Raw genomic sequence first — 17,636 nt, forward strand, 5'->3', positions numbered from 1 at the left:
GCCGCCCTTAAGTGACCCCTTCGCCGGTATTTAAGTCACAGAGGAGATTACGCATTCCCTTGAGTGGTCTGATAGACTATTACTGCGTTAGATCCGAACCGGGCAAAAGCAGTTTTCGCCCCGTAGCGGTTTCTGCCAGTGCGGCTCCGATTCACTCCAGCGCAATTTAACGTCAGGAAACAGCACCAAAATGGAACAAGGAACAGTGAAATGGTTTAACGACGCGAAGGGCTTCGGCTTCATCTCGCGCCAGAACGGCGAAGATGTCTTCGTGCATTACTCGGCCATTAACTCCAATGGCTTTAAGAGTCTGCAGGAAGGTCAGGCCGTGCAGTTCAACGTCGTCAAGGGGCCAAAAGGCTGGCAGGCAGCGGACGTTCAGCCTCTGTAATGGACGCAGACAGTTAAAACATGTCATCAAAGGCGAGCTTCGGCTCGCCTTTGTGTCTTCTGTGCATGGCGCCGCATCCACTGCCACCACGAAAACCTGCCCCCCCCTGAAAATCTAAGCTGAGCCCATTCGCGGCACTCTGATTTTCTCTGCACAACCACTCTTCCTGTGCGCTATGCTTGCTGGCCAGCAGGCGGCGACCGCCGGCCTGCACACTCCGCTCCCTCCCCCATTCTGAAGCTCGCTCCCGGTCTGCGTTGAACATCCGAAAGGAGACTCAACGATGCGAATCCCCGCTCATCTGTGCGCCACAGCCGTGGCGGCCCTGATACTGATGTCATGCCTCGCAGCGCATGCGGCCACACAGCCCGCATTCGATGCAATCTACGTCTTCGGCGACAGCTACTGCGATGTCGGCAACCTCTTCGCCGCCGACGGGGGAACCTATCCGCCCGCCCCTTATTTCAACGGACGCTTCTCGAACGGCCCGCTCTGGGTCGAGCATCTTGCCGGCACCTATGGCGTGTCGATGACGCCGTCGCTCCTCGGCGGGACAGACTATGCCGTGGGAGGCGCCGAGGTCACCGCCGCCGTGCCGGAAGGCGCCTTCACCATTCCCAGCGTTCCCCAGCAGGTCGAGCTCTATCTCAGCCAGCACAACTTCCGAGCCGATCCCAAAGCGCTCTACATCGTCGAAGGCGGCGGCAACGACATTCTCAACGCCACCGGTGGATCGCCCGAGGTGCTGGGCGGCGAAATTGCCTTTGGACTGCTGAGCAGTGTTCGCCTCCTCGAGCACGCCGGAGCCAGGAATCTCCTCGTGCCGAGGCTCTTCAACGTAGGCCTGCTGCCCGCGGCGCAGGAGGCAGGCATCTCCGCCTTTGCCTCGACGGCGAGCAATGCGCTGAATCTTGGTCTGGACACCGGACTGCTCTTCGAGGCCTTTACGCCGGATACCCTCCTCTATCGCATCGACACCTACAGCCTGCTCCAGTCCATCCTCGCCGACGGCACGCACTACGGATTCAGCGACGTCACTGATCCATGCCTGAACCGGGCTGTTTCCCCGCCAACCCTGTGCAGCAATCCCTACGTCAGCTTTTTCTGGGACGCCGAACATCCGACCATCTTCGGCCATGCATTTTTGGCCGTGATGGCGGAACAGGTGCTGAGCCACTGATGGTCAGATTCCATTGCAGAGGGCGGGCCTCGCTCACCCTCTGTTCTTCCTGCGCGCTTAAACCCCCGTCCGTTCTGATCTCATAACCGCCGGTCACCCCGCACCACCCGTTTGTCCCCAGGTCGTATCCCCGGCGTCTTCCATCGCGTATTATCTTGTTTCTCTTATTTCCTCCCGGAGGGATGAATGCGACCCACCATTTACCTTTTTCTCGCTGCAGCCGTTCTCGGCACAGGCCTCACTCTTTCCTCTGCGGCCCAGACTTCCGCCGCGCCGGCAAAACAGGAAACATTCAAGCCCATTCCCGGATTCGATTCCTCGGCGATGGACACCACCGCAGATCCCTGCAACGACTTCTACCAGTACGCCTGCGGAAACTTCGCCAAACTGCATCCCATCCCGTCCGACATGCCGATGTTCGATCAGTTCATCAATCTCTACGAATACAACGTCCAGGCGCTACACGGGCTGATCGAAAAAGCGGCAGCCACACACGCGCCCGCCGGCTCGAATGAGCAGAAGATCGGCGATTACTATCAGGCCTGCCTCGATACCTCCGCGATCGACAGTCACGGCGTCGCGCCGCTCGAGCCCGAGCTCAAAAGCATCGACGGCCTCACTTCGAAGCAGCAGCTCCCCGAGCTCATCGCGCACCTCAATAAGGTGGGCGTCGGCGTCTTCTTCGACTTCGGCTCGCAGCAAGACTTCAAAGACGCCACAAAGGAGATCGCCTATATCGATCAGAGCGGTCTGGGACTCCCTGAAAAGGATTACTACTTCCGCACCGACGCCAAAAGCGTTGAAATCCGGAAGCAGTATGTCCAGCACCTCGCCAACATGCTTCACCTGCTCGGCGATCCGGAGGCGAAAGCCTCCGCCGAGGCGCAGCAGATCATGGATCTCGAAACCGCGCTGGCCAAAGTCTCCATGGGCAATGTGGAGCGCCGCGACCCCGAGAACATTTACCACATGATGGCAGTCTCCGCCGTCTCTTCCTCCGCGCCTGCCATCGACCTCCGCCAGTACATTCACTGGATGGGCGCGCCGGCCGTCGACGAGCTCAATGTGACCGTCCCCGGCTTCTTCACCGGCCTCAGTCAGACCATCGACTCGACCAGCCTCGACACCATCAAGTCCTACCTGCGGGCCCATCTCGCCGACTCCTTCGCCGACCGGTTGCCTCACGCCTTCGATGAAGAGAACTTCGACTTCTACAGCCGCAAGCTCACCGGCACGCCCGAGCAGTCCGCCCGCTGGAAGCGCTGCGTCAACGGCGTCGATGGCTCGCTCGGCGAAGCGCTCGGCAAGCTCTATGTCCAGCAGTACTTCACGCCGGACATGAAGAGCGCGACTCTCGGCATGGTGCATGACATCGAAGGCGCCATGGACAAGGATCTCGATCAACTCGACTGGATGAGCCCCGACACCAAAGTCAAAGCAAAGGAAAAGCTCCACGCCGTCGCCGACAAAATCGGCTACCCCGACAAGTGGCGCGATTACTCGAAGCTCGACATCAAAGCCGGCGACGCTCTGGGCAACACCCTGCGCGCCCGCGCCTTTGAGACCGCATATCAGCTCGATAAAATCGGCAAGCCCGTCAATCGCGACGAATGGCAGATGACCCCGCCCACCATCAATGCCTATTACGACGACAGCATGAATGACATCAACTTCCCCGCCGGCATTCTGCAGCCGCCGTTCTACGATCCTCACGCCTCCGCGGCCAGCAACTACGGCCACATCGGAGCCATCGTCGGTCACGAGCTCACGCACGGCTTCGACGATCAGGGCGCGAAGTTCGACGCAAAAGGCAACCTGCACAACTGGTGGACGCCGGAGGACAAGAAGAACTTCGACGAGCGCACCGCCTGCGTCTCCGGTGAGTACGGCCAGTTCACCGCCGTCGATGACGTGAAGGTGAATGGCAAGCTCACGCTCGGCGAAAACACCGCCGACAATGGCGGTCTGCGTCTCGCCTACATGGCGCTCCTTGCCCGGACAGCCCTGACTCCCGGCGCTGCCGCGAACGGAAAATTTACCCCTGAGCAGCAGTTCTTCCTTGGTTACGCCCAGAACTGGTGCACCAACGAGCGTCCGGAGTTCCTCCGCATGCTGGCCAATGTCGACCCGCACTCGCCCGACGCTCTGCGCGTCAAAGGCGTGCTCGTCAATATGCCCGAGTTCTCCCACGCCTTCAGCTGCAAAACCGGCCAGCCCATGGACCCGGCGAAGAAGTGCCGCGTCTGGTAAATAGCTCCTCGCTTCTGCCGGACAAAAAAGGAAAGGGCCTCGATTTTTCGAGGCCCTTTCGCTTTGCCCTCGGTGAAGTCTTTCCCTTATGCGGCCTTCTTCAGCACTCCGTGAGGATCGAGCACGAACTTCTTCGCCGCGCCGTGGTCGAAGTCCGTGTAGCCCTGCGGCGCCTGGTTCAGAGGAATGATCGTGGCATTCACAATTTTTGCAATCGGCAAACGATCATGCAGAATCGCCTGCATCAGGGCGCGATTATATTTCAGCACCGGCGTCTGCCCGGTATAGAAGCGATGCGACTTCGCCCAGCCCAGTCCCAGCCGCATTTTCAGATTGCCCTGCTGCGCCGCTTCGTCCTTCGATCCCGGATCTTCCGTCACATACAGTCCCGGAATGCCGATGCCTCCCGCGGCCCGCGTAATCGCCATCAGCGAGTTCAGCACCGTGGCCGGCGCTTCCGTCTCATGCTGCTGCCCATGGCCTTTCGCTTCAAAGCCCACCGCATCCACCGACGCATCCACTTCGGGTACGCCGATCACCGCTTCGATCAGTTCCTCCAGCTTGTCGCTCTTCTTCAGATCGATCGGTTCAAAGCCGACCGACTTTGCATGCGCCAGCCGCTCGGTGTTCATATCGCCGATCATCACCACTGCCGCTCCCAGAATCCGTGCCGAAGCCGCCGCCGCCAGACCGACCGGTCCCGCTCCGGCCACATACACCGTTGAGCCAACACCCACACCCGCTGTGACCGCGCCGTGGAAGCCCGTCGGCAGAATGTCCGAAAGCATGGTCAGATCCGCGATCTTCGCCAGCGCTTTTTCTTTGTCCGGAAATTTGATCAGGTTAAAGTCCGCATACGGAACCATCACAAATTCGGCCTGTCCGCCGACCCAGCCGCCCATGTCGACATATCCGTAGGCGCCGCCCGCACGGCTCGAATTCACGTTGAGACACACGCCCGTCGCCTGTTCGCGGCAGGTGCGGCATCGCCCGCAGGCCACGTTGAACGGCACCGTCACAAGGTCGCCGATATTCAGATACTCGACGTCTTTGCCCTTCTCGATAATTTCCCCTGTGATCTCATGTCCCAGCACCAGCCCCTTCGGAGCCGTGGTGCGCCCACGCACCATGTGCTGGTCTGAGCCGCAGATGTTCGTCGACACGACCTTCAGAATCACTCCATGCTCGATGCTCTTGCCTGCGGGATTTACAAATTTGGGATAGTCGATCGACTGCACCTCGACCTTGCCCGGACCGAGAAAAACGACTCCATGGTTATTCGCCATAACGGATGAACCTCCCCTTCGGGTTGATATGAGAAAGCGGCTGCGCCGGCTTCGGCCACCGCATGATCCTGTTCGCCTGAACCATCTCTTGCGCCGATGGCTCCCGCCACCTTGCCATTCTTTTTAAGAGCGATGCCGCCTGCGATTACGGCACGAACCGAATGCTTCGCGACGATTGCTGAGGCGGCTGCATCCCTTTCGTTGGATGCCGGCTCCACCTGCGGAAGAAGAAGCAATTTCGCCGGACGCGCCGGATATGCGAGGCTAAGAAGACCATGCCCGTCAAACCGGACTTCGCGACGCAGGCCTCGAGGCACACCCTCGGCTATGCCTCCTGCGCGCTCGCCGGATGCTTCTGGGGCATGGGCTTCTACTTCGGCAAAATCGCGCTCACCGAGCTCAGCGTCGGTCACATGGTGCTCTACCGCTTCCTCTTTGCCTGCGCCGGCCTGCTGCCGGTGATGGGAGTGCCGCGCTTCACCCGCCGCCAGTGGATTCTGCTGCTGATTGCCTCCTTCCTCGGCATTCCGCTGCAGTTTCTTCTGCAGTTCTATGGACTGTCGCTTACCACCGTCAGCCACGCAGCGCTCATGGTCGGCACCATGCCCGTCATCCTCGCCGTCGGCGCGACGATCTTCACGCACGAGCGTCTCGACCGCAAGGGATGGGCCGCGCTCTTCACCTCCACCTTCGGTGTTGCGCTCATCGTTCTCGGCGGCAGCCACGCAGCATCGGCCTCAGGAGACCACCCCACCCTCGCCGGCGACCTGCTCGTTATTCTCTCGCTCGTCATCGCTCTCGGCTGGCTTCTGCTGAATCAGCGGCTCATGGCCGAAGGCCAGTCCCCTCTCTCCGTCACCGCCTGGGGCCTGCTCACCGGAATGGTCATGCTCGCATTCTGGGTCGTGCTGCGCGACGGAGTCCCACCCATCCACGGCATCCATCTGCGCGTCTGGATCGCCGTCGCCGCCAGCGGTCTGCTCTGCACCGCCGCCAGCACACTGCTGTGGAACTGGGGCATGCATCACGTTCCCGCCTCGCGTGCCGGAGTCTTCCTCAACATCGAGCCTGCTCTCGGCTCCATCCTCGGCGTCGAGCTCCTCGGCGACCGCCTCGGCCCCGGCGCATGGGTCGGAGGCGCCTGCATCATCGCCGCCGCCATCGTGCTCACCACCACCGGCCGTCCCGAACCGGAAACGCTGCTGCAGTAACCCTGAGCGAACCCCACGCCTGCGGCGTCTTTCCAGTGGCCCACGGTATTCCCTCTGCATTTCCCGGAGACCCATGAGCCGTCGTACGCCTGCACGATCCCTTGCACGATTCCTGTCGCGCCTGCTTCTTCCGCTGCTGTTGCTCGCTTTTACTTCTCTCTCTGCGTACGCCGGCTCATCCCTGTCGGCAAAACAACTTTATAAAGACGGCCAGGCCGCGGAAAGCAGCGGCAGCATCACCGTTGCGTATGACGATTACCGCCAGGCCTGCGAGCAGGACCCGTCTGATCTCCGTTACCGGCTCGCCCGCGAGCGCACCCGCTCCGCCGCCGCTTCAGAATATGTGCGCGAAGGCGAAAAGCTGCGCGACGCGCACCACTCCGTCGACGCTCTCGTTCGCTTCTACAAGGCTCTTGAAATCGATCCCGCCAACGCCCTCGCCGATCGCGATGCCCGCAGCCTCGAAAAGGAGCTCACCCCCGGCAATGCCTCCGGCAGCAATCTGCCGCCCTCGGAGACAGCCCCTCCGCCGCAGCTCAAGCTCACCTCCATCGAGCCGCTCACCCTGCACATGTTCGAGCAGAGTGACTCCGTCTACCGGGCCGTCGCCAAAACCGCCGGCATCAACGTGCTCTTCGATCCGCAGTACACACCCAAACGCATCGAAGTCGATCTTCGCAATGTGACGATCTACGAAGCGCTGCGCATCCTCGGTGATCTTTCAGACACCTTCTGGAAGCCGGTCACGCACGACACCATCTTTGTCGCCGCCAACACGCATGCCAAACGCCAGGCCTTCGAAGAGCAGGCCGTCCAGACCTTCTATCTCACCAACGTCGCCCAAAACACCGATCTCAACGACATCCAGACCGCGCTGCGCAATATGCTCGCCAACGCCCGCTTTTACGCCATCCCCAGCCAGAACGCCATCGTCATGCACGGCACCCCCGATGAGCTTCTGCTCGCAAAAACCCTAATCAACAGCCTCGATCAGCCAAAGCCCGAGGTCATCGTCGATATCACCGTCATGGAGGTCAGCCGCGATCTCACGCGTACCATCGGTCTCTCCCCGCCAACCTCGTTCTCCATCACCTCCGGCACCTCGCAGACACTCAATCAGATCGCCCGCAGCTCGTCCTACAGCATCTCCATCGGCCAGGCCGCCGCCGATCTGCTTCTCTCCGACTCCGACACGCGCATTCTGCAGAACCCGCGTCTGCGCGCCACCGACGGCCAGAAGGCCACCCTCAAAATCGGAGAGCGCCTGCCCGTCGCCACCGGCTCCTACTCCAGCACCGCCGCCGTCACTGGCGTCGAAACGCAGTTCCAGTACATCGACGTCGGCGTCAACATCGACATGACACCGACCATTCACACCAATCGCGATGTCACGCTCAAGCTCAGCGTCGAGGTTTCCTCGGAAGGAAATATCGAAACCATCGATGACGTAAGCGAGCCCATCATCAATCAGCAGAAGACCGAGCAGACCGTTCGTCTCAAAGATGGAGAGGTGAACCTCATCGCCGGCCTTGTGCAAAAGCAGACCAGCAAAACCGTCAGCGGCTGGCCCGGCCTCGGAGAATTCCCCCTGCTCAAATACCTCTTCAGCACGCAGGAGCACGAAACAAAGAGTGACGAAATCATCTTCATGGTCGTCCCGCATATCGTGCGCGCAGGACGCGCAGGTCCGCCCGTTTCGCCTCAGATCGACACCGGTACAGGCACCGCGATTGACCTGCGGCGTCTTCAGTAGAGTTTTATTTCGTCAGCGCTTCTTTGTCGTCGAACAGGCCCGTGGATAAGCCGTCGAGACTGCGCATATTCTTCCGGCGGCGATACTCCTCGAGACCTTCGTCGCCCTTCGCTTCGGCCCAGCGCGCAAGCGTATTCCGCTCTCCTGCGTAGGTGAAAAACGGTACCCCATATCCGCATGAGGTCTGCACCAGATCGACATCCAGCACCACGATCTGGCGTGCACCGGTCATCTCTTTGCCATCGAAATTCGATGCCAGCAGCGCGGCGTACTCCGCGGTGCCCCGTCGCAGACTTCGCCCACGCCCATACAGACGCAGAATGGTCGGCGCACCCTCGAGCGCACAGAACATCAGCGTGAGCCGGCCGTCGATTCGCAGATGAGCCGACGTTTCGCTGCCGCTTCCAGTCAGATCGAGATATGCAGCCGCATGATCGCTCAGAATGCGCAGCGAATCGGTCCCTCGCGGCGACACATTGATACGGCTGTCTGCCGTGGCGGAGGCGGCGAAAAAAATCCGCTGGCGCTCGATGAACTCACGATGCGCAGGCTCAATCGAGGAAAATTGCTTGCCCATGAGCGAATCTCCTGAAGTCAATTATAGGAAAGACGCTGGAGCTTTATCCCGGTCTCACAGCTCCATCGCGTACTGCTGCGATGCTTCGCCGGGCTGGCCGGCCTTCGGCTCGCTTGCCAGCTCCTGCACCAGCCGTTCCAGCACCAGCCGTTTGTCTGCAGGCTGCGAGCGCAGCTCCAGATCGGCCTTCGCAATCAGCCGCAGCGCCCGCGTCAGCTCGCGTCGCGATTTATACCGGCGAGCCTGTCGAATCAGATCATCGGCGGCAAATGGAGGCATGCGGAATCCCTGCCACAGCGCCTGCCAGATCGCGCGCGAGTCACGCACGTTCTTTTCGAGAATCACCAGCATCTGCCGGAACGTGCGCGCCAGCATGTACAAATGCCCGATCGCCGAATCCTCTCCGCCGTCAGAAGCATTCAGCAGGCCATGCAGCAGCGCCAGCGCGCGCGCCTTGTCTTTGGCGGAAATCGCGTCGGTCAGCTCATAGAGAGAGCGTTGCTTCGCCGCCAGCACCATTGTCTCCACGTCGCCCAGCGTCACATGACGTTTCGCGCCCGTATATAGCAGCAGCTTCTCGAATTCGCTGGCGATCAGCATCATGTCCGCGCCCAGCGCATCCGTCAGCTCGCGCGCCGCATCCGCATCGAACTGCACCTCCTGCCGCTTCGCCTCCGAGGTAATCCAGCGCAGTGCGTCCGCCTCGTCCACGCGCGCCAGCTCCACCACGCCGCACCACTCGCCCAGCGTTTCGCGAATGCGCTCGTAGCGGTTTTTATCTTCCATATCCATGCGCCGCGGATCGGAAGGAATCCGGATATGGTCTGCAACAAACAGCACCAAAGCCTGCGGATTCGGAGAGCGGAAATACGCATCGATCGCCGCAAACTCTTCTTTCTTCGCGCCGCGTGTGTACAGGGTTTTGAGGTTGCGCACAAAGAGCACCTGAAAGGGCGCCATCAGTGACGGTGTCCGCGCGCGATCCAGCGCCTCGAAAATATTCGTCTCCGCCAGATCCAGATCGGAGAGGCAGAAATCTCGCAGCTCCTGCGGAACCAGCGCCTCCAGTACGGCACGGCGGCAGCGCTCGTAGAGAAAGATCTCGTCTCCGGCCAGCACATATCCAGGCCGAAGTGCATTCCCGCGCACTTCGTTCAGAAAGCGCTCTGTCGACGCAAAGCCCGCGCCCATTCAGCAGCCCTCCGCAGAGATGCCTTCCGGCAATGCATGCCGCAGCTTCGGCCGGAAATCAGGCATTCGCATCAAAAGGACTCCAGAATATCGGACACCGCAGCCTCGGCGAAATCGCGCGACAGCCTTCGCGTCGCGGCAGAATCCTCCTGGATGAAGCTCGCCAGGTTGGTCGTCTCCTGATACTGCTGCCGGAAGACATACGACCCGTTCTGATACAGCACCCGATGCTCTCGATCCGTCAGCGTCAGCTTCGCCGTGATCGTGATCAGAAAGCTCGAGGATTCGCCGGTCGTGTTGTTATAGGTCAGCGGAGTCACCTGATAGCCGATGATAGTGCCCTTCAGCGTCGCGTCCGCAGCGGCGTCATCGTTCGTGACGATGTGATACGAAGTACGGGTATTGAACTCGCGGATCACCGCTTCTGTAAATGCAATCTCCGTATGATACGACTGCGTATTATTCCGGAACGAAGGAATCGCCAGGGTGTGCACCGTCTGCGGAAGATGCACCGCCGAATTGACGGTGTGATAGCCGCAGCCGCTGATAACCATCAGGCAAAAGAGCAGACAGGCGGAGGGCGCCACAGCGCGGACACGATGCATTCTGGAGTTATTCTCGCAGAAATGACCGGTATCGCTTCCGCAAAAAAGAACAGGCAGCCCGTCGGGGCTGCCTGTTTGTCATGATCGGCGGTTACGCCGGTGACGGACTTCCTTCGGGGAAGCTCGATCCGCGTCCAGGTTCCGGCTTCAGTATCTGCTGCACGTCGCCTGTCGGACTGCCCGATCCGCCCGAAGGCTTCAGCGGAGGCAGATCCTTGCCTTCGATAATCAGGCGAATCTCCACCGCGTCGAGCGTCTCGCGCTCCAGCAGTGCCATCGCCATCCGGTGCATGATCGGCTGGTTTCCGTCAAGAATGCTGTAGGCCGAGCGATAGGCTTCATCCACCAGGCTCCGCACTTCGGCGTCGATCTGCCGTGCAGTTTCCTCTGAGAAATCGCGATGCTGCGCAATCTCTCTGCCGAGGAAAATCTGCTCTTCCTTCTTTCCGAAGGTCAGCGGACCCAGACGGCTCATACCGTATTCGCAGACCATTTTGCGCGCCATGTCGGTCGCGCGCTCGATGTCGTTGCCGGCTCCGGTCGTCATCTGCTTGAGGAAAATCTCTTCCGCAATCCGTCCACCCATCAGGATGGAAAGCTGCGTCTCAAGATAGTCCTTGGTCACCGTGTGCTTGTCGTCTTCCGGAAGCTGCATCGTCACGCCCAGCGCCATGCCGCGGGGAATGATCGTGACCTTGTGCAGCGGATCGGCATGCTTACGCATCGCGGCGACCAGAGCATGTCCGGCCTCGTGGTACGCCGTTACACGCTTCTCTTCGTCCGAGAGCAGCATCGACTTCCGCTCCGCGCCCATCAGCACCTTGTCCTTGGCCGTTTCAAAATCGGCCATCATGACCAGCTTGCGATTCGCGCGAGCCGCATTCAGCGCCGCTTCGTTGACCATATTGGCCAGGTCGGCGCCTGAGAAGCCCGGTGTTCCGCGAGCCAGTACCCGCAGGTCCACGTCTTCTGAGATCGGCACCTTCTTGGCGTGAACGCGCAGCACCTCTTCCCGTCCGCGCACATCCGGCCGTCCCACCACCACGCGGCGGTCGAAGCGTCCTGGACGCAGCAGCGCAGGATCGAGCACATCCGGCCGGTTCGTCGCCGCGACCAGAATCACTCCGTCGTTCGACTCGAAGCCGTCCATCTCCACCAGCAGCTGGTTCAGCGTCTGCTCGCGCTCATCGTGTCCGCCGCCCAGTCCGGCACCGCGATGCCGTCCCACTGCGTCGATTTCGTCAATGAAAATGATGCACGGAGCATTCTTCTTGCCCTGCTCGAACAGATCGCGCACGCGGCTCGCGCCCACTCCGACAAACATCTCCACAAAGTCGGAGCCGGAGATCGAGAAGAACGGCACATTCGCCTCGCCGGCCACAGCACGCGCCAGCAGCGTCTTGCCCGTTCCCGGAGGACCCACCAGCAGCACGCCCTTCGGAATCCGCCCGCCGAGCTTCTGAAACTTCTGCGCCTCGCGCAGAAATTCGATGATCTCCTTCAGCTCTTCCTTGGCCTCATCCACGCCCGCAACGTCTTTGAAGGTGATCTTCTTCTGCTGCATCGAAAGCAGACGCGCCCGGCTCTTGCCGAACGAGAGCGCCTTGTTTCCGCCGCTCTGCATCTGCCGGATCATGAAGAACCAGAGGGCGGCAATCACGATTACCGGCGAGAACTGAATCAGGATGCTCCACCACGCGCTGCCCTGATTGTCCTTGACCGTGACCTGAACGTGATTCTGATCGAGAATGTCGAACAGATGGGGGTAGTTCGTCGGAACCGTTACATGGAAACTCTTCGGGTCGACATGTTCAGAGCCGTGAACCTCGCCTCCCACCACAGTCACTTCCGTGACCTGATTCTGTTCCACGTTCTGCAGGAACTGTGAGAATTTGATCTCCTGGTCCTTGCTGCCCATTCCGCTGCTGCGCTGAAACACCTGCCACAGCAGCACCAGGCACGCAAAGATGAACACCCAGAAGATGATCGTCTTGACGGTTGAATTCACGTAGGGAAACCTCTTTTTTCTCGTGCGTCACAACAGACCGTATGGAGGAAGTCCATTTCGCGGCCCCGGTCCCGACTCCGGCCTCAGGCTCGCCGCTTCACATCGGCCCTCATGCATTAGACGTTACAAAGGGAGCGAACGAAGCATCAAACCTTGATGCAGGACAAAAACTGCTCCCCGTCAACCGAACGCCGTTCACGCATTCTTCATTCTACCCTGCACCGGCACATCAGGGGAGGGATTCGTTCTGCCCCTTTCGCGCAGCCGGCTCCCCCGTTTCTTCCATAATGCGAAACGGAACCGACGGATCGGGCTCCAGCGTTACATCCTTCATCCAGACGATCTTCCCCTGCCATTCCACCAGCGGCCAGTTGCGCCGCTCCGCGGCATCCACGCGCAAACGCTCAAAGATCTCCTTTAACGGACGCGGCCCGTGCGTGTACCGCATATACACACGGTCCCCCGGCTTCGGAGCCCGAAGCCTCGCCATCGTTGCCGGACCCGCCTCATCCCCGGCCAGCGTCGCCGTCAGGCTCAGCTTCCACTTCTCCACCCTCAGCGTCCCCGGAATCCTCAGCTCCAGCTCCGGCAGCGCCTCCTGATCCTCGCCCGCGGCGGCTTTCCGCTCCAGCCGCAGCTCCCGCAGCGTCCTCTCTGCCATCAGGCCCTCGCCGAGCATCTCCCGCCGCGCCCGGCCCGACGGCAAAGACGGCTCGCACAGTGCCATAAGCCGCTCCGTCTGCCCGAAGTTCAACTCGTACCCCAGTCCGGCCGCCGCCGCCCGCACCACACGCCGCCGCATCGCACCATCGAGCGCCCGCAACCGCTCCACTTCCATGCCCACGGTGCCTTCATCCGGATGCGTCGAAACCGCCCGTCCCCCGCCTCGCACCGCTCTTCCAGGCAGCACCAGCCCCGGCAAAATGCGCTTCAGCTCCGTCTCCCAGTAGGCCTCTTCCTCGCGCGCAATTGATGCCATATGCGCTAACTGGCTTTTAATCTGCGGGTTATATCCCTCCATCTGCGGCAGCAGCTCATGCCGGACGCGGTTCCGGGTAAACGCCGTGTCCCGGTTCGACAGATCTTCCCGCCACTCCTGCCCCGTCGCTCGCAGCCATCCCTCAATCTCCGTCCGCCTTACCTCCAGCAGCGGCCGCAGGATGAACCCTCCCGGGTACTGAACCCGCGGATGAATCCCCCCCAGGCCTTCCGTCCACGCTCCCCGCAGCAGCTTCTGCACCACGGTCTCCGCCTGATCATCCAGCGTATGCGCCGTCGCCACCGCGTCCATCTCTTCCGCCGCCAGCAGCTCCCGAAACCACCCATAGCGCAGATTCCGCGCTGCCTCTTCCAGCGTCTCGCCCCGCTCCTTCGCCACCACAGGTACCTGCACGTGATGCAGCCGGAAAGCCAGCCCCAGCCGCCCGGCCAGCGCCGCCACAAACTCCGCATCCATCTCTGCGTCCGCCTCCCGCATGCCGTGGTGCACATGCAGAACCGTGAGCACCAGCCCCGCCTCCGAAGCCGCACCCGCCAGCAGCCGCAGCAGAGCTACAGAATCCGCGCCGCCGGAAACAGCAACCCCCAGCCGCATCCCTGGCCTCAAAAATCTCCGATCGAACGCTGGTGCCTCGCCGCTCATCGAGCCCTTTCGATCCCCCATCCATCCCCAAAGGCCGTGGAAACTACCCTGCTCAGTGCAATCCGACCCCGGTCCCGAACGTAGATAATAATGCCCTGATGACAGATTCGTTCGCCACGCGTTTCGCTCTGCCCTCCGATGCCGCCCTCATCAGCCGCCATCGCCGTCTTATGTTTGCGGACGCCGGACTCGGCACCAGCTCCGATCTCGCGCGCATGGAGCAGTCTCACGAGCGCTGGGTCGCGCAGCGTATTCAGGATGGCGCCTACATCGGCTGGCTCATCGAAGATCGCAGCCTCGAAAGAGAGCGCCCTGCCGTCGCCGCCAGTGCCGGCATGCTTCTCCTCGACTGGCCCCCGCATCCCCTCGATCCCGAGGGCTCACAGCGCGCTTATCTGCTCAATGTCTTCGTCGAGCCGGAGTACCGCCGTCAGCGCCTGGGCCATTCTCTGATCCAGCTCGCGCTCGCCGAGGCGCAACGTCGCGGGATTCGCGTCACCGCTCTCCATGCAACGGAAAAGGGACGTTACCTGTATGAAATCCTTGGATTCAAAACGACAAATGAGATGCACTTCCACGCGCCCGAGGTCTGATCCGGCAGGCGTCTAAGCGTGCGGAGCCGTATGCGCCGGAAGCTCCGCGCCATGCTCCTGCGCCGAACCGGATTCGCGCTGCGCCCGAATCTCCCTCAGAACCAGCGGCTTCGTGTCGGCCACCGGAGCCATATCGCGGGTCATCACGTAGGTATAGCGAATGCGGTGGATCACCGTGATCGTCGAGATCACGGCAAGCACCCACAGCACCGGCGCCATCGCTCCCCAGCGGTCGAACAGTGCGCCCAGAATAATCAGCACGATCCGCTCCGGCCGCTCCATAAAGCCCACCTTGCACTGGCCGATCAGCGCCTCGGCCCTTGCCCGGGTATAACTCACCATCAGCGACGTGATCATCACAAACGCCGCCAGAAAGACATAGAACAAACGATTTCCGCGGGCGTAAAAGACCAGCAGACCGAAGAACAGCACGACATCGGAGTAGCGGTCGATCACCGAATCGAAGAACGCGCCGAAGACGGTCACCTGCTTCGTCTGCCGCGCCACCCGGCCGTCGACCATATCGAAGATGCCGGCGCCGATAATCACCAGACCCGCGTAAAGAAACATGCGGACATAGTTCCGGTCGTTGGCGAAGCCGAACAGGATCGCCGCGCCCGTATTGATCACCAGGCCGATGAATGTCAGCACATTCGGCGAAATACGAGTAAGCGCGAGCCCGTTCACAATCGCCTGCAGCAGCACCCCGCAGGCACGCCCAAATGCGCTGGTCCACGTCATGACTGGTTTATTCCGCTTCGTCGTGAATGGTCGTCAACTTCAGGACTTCCAGTTCCCGGTTACCGTTCGGTGTCACCACCGTCGCCATATCACCGACCTGTTTGCCTACCAGGCTCCTGCCGATAGGCGAGGTCGTCGAGATCAGTCCTTTGGTCACGTCTGACTCTTCGCTGGTGACCAGCTTGTACTCGATCTTCTCGTCTTTGTTCGTATCGTAAACCAGCACCGTCGAACCGAACGCCACGCGGTCTTTGGGAATATTGGCAAGGTTGACGAGCGCCAGGTCTCCCATGCGCTTCTTCAGCTGTCCCAGGCGGGCATTGACGAACTCCTGCCGCTGCTTGGCCATATGGTATTCAGCGTTCTCGCTCAGATCGCCCAGCGCGACAGCCTTCTTGATCTCGGCAGGAAGCTCATGCGTGAGCTCATGCTCAAGCAGCCTGATCTCTTCCAGTAGCTTTTTCTTGATGTGTTCGGGCATGTAAATATCCGTTGCGGCTCATGGGTATGAGCCGTCTCTGACCCACAGCTGTGGCCTGTACCGTTCTGCTCATTATACGGGACGCCGGTCAGCCAAAGGACCCTCAGACGCCGTACTTTCCCTCAGTCAGATGCCGTCTGCACCCGCCGCGCATCCATGAAGCCCTGCAGAATCAGCACCGCTGCCACCTGATCCACAACCTCGCGATGCTCGGTCGCCGGCCGCCCCGCCGCCTGCAGATGGCGATGCGCCTCGGTCGTCGTCAGCCGTTCGTCCCACAGGTACACCGGCAGCCCGAACTCCTCGCGCAGCAAATGCGCAAAGGCCTGCGCCTTCTCCGCCTGCGGACTCACATCGCCCGACATATACAGCGGATTTCCCGCCACAATCGCCGCACACCCGTATTTCCGCAGCAGCCGCCCCAGCGACTTCAGGTCCTGCTTCCGGTTCTTCCGCACCAGCGTCAGCACCGGCTGAGCCGTCAGCCCCAGCTCATCGGAAACCGCCACGCCGATTCGCCGGTCGCCGATATCGAGCCCCATCATTCGCTCTGTCCCAGGACGCTCTTCCACATCATGGATGTTACGGCACCATCGCTCATGAAGGTTCTCCCGAATCGCCGCATCTTAAAATCGAGAGAGGAATCAAAACAAAAAGGCCTTTATCGGTGCGACGCCTCCTTTTTCTGTTCTTTCTGCTCATTCTGTTGCTCTTTGCCGCCGCAGGCTACACCCTGCTGGTCCCGGCTGGTCCGTCTTCGGAAACCTTCGTGGATATCACGCCCGGCACACCCACCATGCGCATCGCCGCTCTTTTGAAGCAGGACGGCCTCGTGCGCAGCAAATTCGTCTTCCTTGCGCTCCACCTGGCAAAGGGAGGCACCATCAAGGCCGGCGAGTACCGCTTCGATCATCCGGCGCGTATGGCCGAGGTCTATGACCGCCTCCGCCGCGGCGATGTCTACACCCTCAGCCTCACCATTCCCGAAGGCTCCAACCTCTTCGACATCGCGGCGCGGGTCGAAGCCTCGAAGCTGGGCACAAAAGCCGCCTTCCTGGATGCCGCGAAGCAGAACGTCTCCCTCGTCGCCGATCTCGATCCGTCCGCTCCCAGCCTCGAAGGCTATCTCTTTCCCGATACCTACCGCTTTCAGCGCACCTCCACGCCGGTCGAGATTCTCGCAACCATGGTCAGGCGCTTTCGCACCCGCTCTGCCGAAATCGGCCTCTCCTCCGGCTATCACCAGGTCGTCACCCTGGCCTCGCTCGTCGAGAAAGAGACGCCGATCGACTTCGAGCGTCCCCTGGTCGCCAGCGTCTTCAGCAATCGCCTCTCGCGGGACATGCCCCTGATGACCGACCCCTCCGTCATCTATGCCGCGCTGCTCGACGGGCGCTACCGCGGTACGATTTATGAGTCGGACCTGCAGGCCGACTCGTCCTACAACACCTACAAACATCCAGGCCTGCCGCCAGGTCCCATCTGCAATCCGGGCATCGCATCGCTGCGCGCCGCCATGCACCCCACCCGGACCGACTATCTCTACTTCGTGGCCGCCGGAGCCGACCCTTCAGGTCACTCGCGCTTTTCAGCCACACTCGAGGAACATGCACAGAACGTACAGGCCTACCGGCGCGCACTGCGCTCCAGCGGCTCCCGGTAACCCGGATAACAATAATGCAACCAGATATACTCGCAGTTTCGTATCAGATCGAAGTTTCGTAATA

17 protein-coding genes are annotated in these 17,636 nt (G+C 61.0%); 7 read left to right on the forward strand and 10 right to left on the reverse strand.

Annotated features, from left to right (window positions below):
- Positions 1-190 precede the first annotated feature (190 nt).
- From D0Y96_RS11815 to D0Y96_RS11825, 3 genes are all read left to right on the forward strand, one after another.
- Positions 191-391 carry a cold-shock protein gene (locus D0Y96_RS11815; protein ID WP_117300112.1) on the forward strand — a complete coding sequence of 67 codons (201 nt, stop codon included), beginning with the start codon at positions 191-193 and terminating at the stop codon, positions 389-391.
- A gap of 283 nt (positions 392-674) precedes the next feature.
- On the forward strand, positions 675-1,571 hold the full coding sequence (locus D0Y96_RS11820; RefSeq protein ID WP_147325036.1) for an SGNH/GDSL hydrolase family protein: 897 nt from the start codon (positions 675-677) through the stop codon (positions 1,569-1,571).
- A 186-nt stretch (positions 1,572-1,757) separates the two neighbouring features.
- Positions 1,758-3,821 (forward strand): M13 family metallopeptidase, encoded by a 2,064-nt coding sequence (locus tag D0Y96_RS11825; RefSeq protein WP_117300118.1) that lies wholly within the window; start codon positions 1,758-1,760, stop codon positions 3,819-3,821.
- A gap of 86 nt (positions 3,822-3,907) precedes the next feature.
- On the opposite strand, the gene fdhA is transcribed toward D0Y96_RS11825, so the two are convergent.
- Together fdhA and D0Y96_RS20735 are read right to left on the reverse strand one after the other, a co-directional pair.
- Entirely contained in the window at positions 3,908-5,107 is a 1,200-nt protein-coding gene (gene fdhA, locus D0Y96_RS11830) for a formaldehyde dehydrogenase, glutathione-independent (protein WP_117300120.1), read from the reverse strand.
- Positions 5,029-5,424, reverse strand: a complete 396-nt coding sequence (locus tag D0Y96_RS20735) for a heme-binding protein (RefSeq protein ID WP_350449047.1) — start codon at positions 5,422-5,424, stop codon at positions 5,029-5,031. The genes fdhA and D0Y96_RS20735 overlap by 79 nt, the downstream gene beginning before the upstream one ends.
- On the opposite strand from D0Y96_RS20735, the gene D0Y96_RS11835 reads away from it, so the two are divergent.
- Positions 5,383-6,318, forward strand: a complete 936-nt coding sequence (locus D0Y96_RS11835) for a DMT family transporter (protein ID WP_117300122.1) — start codon at positions 5,383-5,385, stop codon at positions 6,316-6,318. The two genes, D0Y96_RS20735 and D0Y96_RS11835, sit on opposite strands and share 42 nt — an antisense overlap.
- Positions 6,319-6,391: 73 nt before the next feature.
- Positions 6,392-8,071, forward strand: coding sequence for a type II secretion system protein GspD (locus tag D0Y96_RS11840; RefSeq protein WP_117300124.1), 1,680 nt, complete (start codon positions 6,392-6,394; stop codon positions 8,069-8,071).
- A gap of 4 nt (positions 8,072-8,075) precedes the next feature.
- Here the strand turns inward: D0Y96_RS11840 and D0Y96_RS11845 are convergent, their stop codons facing one another.
- From D0Y96_RS11845 to tilS, 5 genes are all read right to left on the reverse strand, one after another.
- Entirely contained in the window at positions 8,076-8,648 is a 573-nt protein-coding gene (locus D0Y96_RS11845; RefSeq protein WP_117300126.1) for a pyridoxamine 5'-phosphate oxidase family protein, read from the reverse strand.
- Between the two features lie 54 nt (positions 8,649-8,702).
- The gene (gene holA / locus D0Y96_RS11850; protein WP_117300128.1) at positions 8,703-9,839 is read right to left on the reverse strand and encodes a DNA polymerase III subunit delta; all 1,137 of its coding nucleotides are present in this window, start codon (positions 9,837-9,839) and stop codon (positions 8,703-8,705) included.
- 71 nt (positions 9,840-9,910) lie between these two features.
- A complete protein-coding gene (lptE, locus tag D0Y96_RS11855) occupies positions 9,911-10,444 on the reverse strand; it encodes an LPS assembly lipoprotein LptE (protein ID WP_117300130.1) in 534 nt (177 codons plus the stop codon).
- Between the two features lie 91 nt (positions 10,445-10,535).
- Entirely contained in the window at positions 10,536-12,452 is a 1,917-nt protein-coding gene (ftsH, locus tag D0Y96_RS11860) for an ATP-dependent zinc metalloprotease FtsH (protein WP_117300132.1), read from the reverse strand.
- Between the two features lie 229 nt (positions 12,453-12,681).
- Positions 12,682-14,046, reverse strand: a complete 1,365-nt coding sequence (gene tilS / locus D0Y96_RS11865; RefSeq protein WP_252263726.1) for a tRNA lysidine(34) synthetase TilS — start codon at positions 14,044-14,046, stop codon at positions 12,682-12,684.
- Between the two features lie 146 nt (positions 14,047-14,192).
- Between tilS and D0Y96_RS11870 the strand changes: the two genes are divergently transcribed.
- Positions 14,193-14,687 (forward strand): GNAT family N-acetyltransferase, encoded by a 495-nt coding sequence (locus D0Y96_RS11870; RefSeq protein WP_117300136.1) that lies wholly within the window; start codon positions 14,193-14,195, stop codon positions 14,685-14,687.
- 12 nt (positions 14,688-14,699) lie between these two features.
- Here the strand turns inward: D0Y96_RS11870 and D0Y96_RS11875 are convergent, their stop codons facing one another.
- The 3 genes from D0Y96_RS11875 to ruvX form a co-directional block, all read right to left on the reverse strand.
- Positions 14,700-15,428 (reverse strand): CDP-alcohol phosphatidyltransferase family protein, encoded by a 729-nt coding sequence (locus D0Y96_RS11875; RefSeq protein ID WP_117300138.1) that lies wholly within the window; start codon positions 15,426-15,428, stop codon positions 14,700-14,702.
- 7 nt (positions 15,429-15,435) lie between these two features.
- Entirely contained in the window at positions 15,436-15,909 is a 474-nt protein-coding gene (locus D0Y96_RS11880; protein WP_117300140.1) for a GreA/GreB family elongation factor, read from the reverse strand.
- A gap of 122 nt (positions 15,910-16,031) precedes the next feature.
- Entirely contained in the window at positions 16,032-16,454 is a 423-nt protein-coding gene (gene ruvX / locus D0Y96_RS11885) for a Holliday junction resolvase RuvX (protein ID WP_252263727.1), read from the reverse strand.
- A 122-nt stretch (positions 16,455-16,576) separates the two neighbouring features.
- On the opposite strand from ruvX, the gene mltG reads away from it, so the two are divergent.
- Positions 16,577-17,572, forward strand: a complete 996-nt coding sequence (mltG, locus tag D0Y96_RS11890; protein ID WP_117300144.1) for an endolytic transglycosylase MltG — start codon at positions 16,577-16,579, stop codon at positions 17,570-17,572.
- Positions 17,573-17,636 lie beyond the last annotated feature (64 nt).

This window comes from Paracidobacterium acidisoli (assembly GCF_003428625.2).
GTDB classification, from domain to species: Bacteria; Acidobacteriota; Terriglobia; order Terriglobales; family Acidobacteriaceae; genus Paracidobacterium; species Paracidobacterium acidisoli.

Bases quoted from the DNA above. Each gene is read 5' to 3' on its own strand.
- D0Y96_RS11820 (WP_147325036.1), top strand. From the start codon at position 675: ATGCGAATCCCCGCTCATCTGTGCGCCACAGCCGTGGCGGCCCTGATA.
- lptE (WP_117300130.1), bottom strand. From the start codon at position 10,444: ATGCATCGTGTCCGCGCTGTGGCGCCCTCCGCCTGTCTGCTCTTTTGC.
- fdhA (WP_117300120.1), bottom strand. From the start codon at position 5,107: ATGGCGAATAACCATGGAGTCGTTTTTCTCGGTCCGGGCAAGGTCGAG.
- D0Y96_RS11875 (WP_117300138.1), bottom strand. From the start codon at position 15,428: ATGACGTGGACCAGCGCATTTGGGCGTGCCTGCGGGGTGCTGCTGCAG.
- holA (WP_117300128.1), bottom strand. From the start codon at position 9,839: ATGGGCGCGGGCTTTGCGTCGACAGAGCGCTTTCTGAACGAAGTGCGC.
- D0Y96_RS11840 (WP_117300124.1), top strand. From the start codon at position 6,392: ATGAGCCGTCGTACGCCTGCACGATCCCTTGCACGATTCCTGTCGCGC.
- D0Y96_RS11835 (WP_117300122.1), top strand. From the start codon at position 5,383: ATGCCCGTCAAACCGGACTTCGCGACGCAGGCCTCGAGGCACACCCTC.
- D0Y96_RS11845 (WP_117300126.1), bottom strand. From the start codon at position 8,648: ATGGGCAAGCAATTTTCCTCGATTGAGCCTGCGCATCGTGAGTTCATC.
- ruvX (WP_252263727.1), bottom strand. From the start codon at position 16,454: ATGATGGGGCTCGATATCGGCGACCGGCGAATCGGCGTGGCGGTTTCC.
- D0Y96_RS11880 (WP_117300140.1), bottom strand. From the start codon at position 15,909: ATGCCCGAACACATCAAGAAAAAGCTACTGGAAGAGATCAGGCTGCTT.
- D0Y96_RS11825 (WP_117300118.1), top strand. From the start codon at position 1,758: ATGCGACCCACCATTTACCTTTTTCTCGCTGCAGCCGTTCTCGGCACA.
- D0Y96_RS11815 (WP_117300112.1), top strand. From the start codon at position 191: ATGGAACAAGGAACAGTGAAATGGTTTAACGACGCGAAGGGCTTCGGC.
- tilS (WP_252263726.1), bottom strand. From the start codon at position 14,046: ATGCGGCTGGGGGTTGCTGTTTCCGGCGGCGCGGATTCTGTAGCTCTG.
- D0Y96_RS11870 (WP_117300136.1), top strand. From the start codon at position 14,193: ATGACAGATTCGTTCGCCACGCGTTTCGCTCTGCCCTCCGATGCCGCC.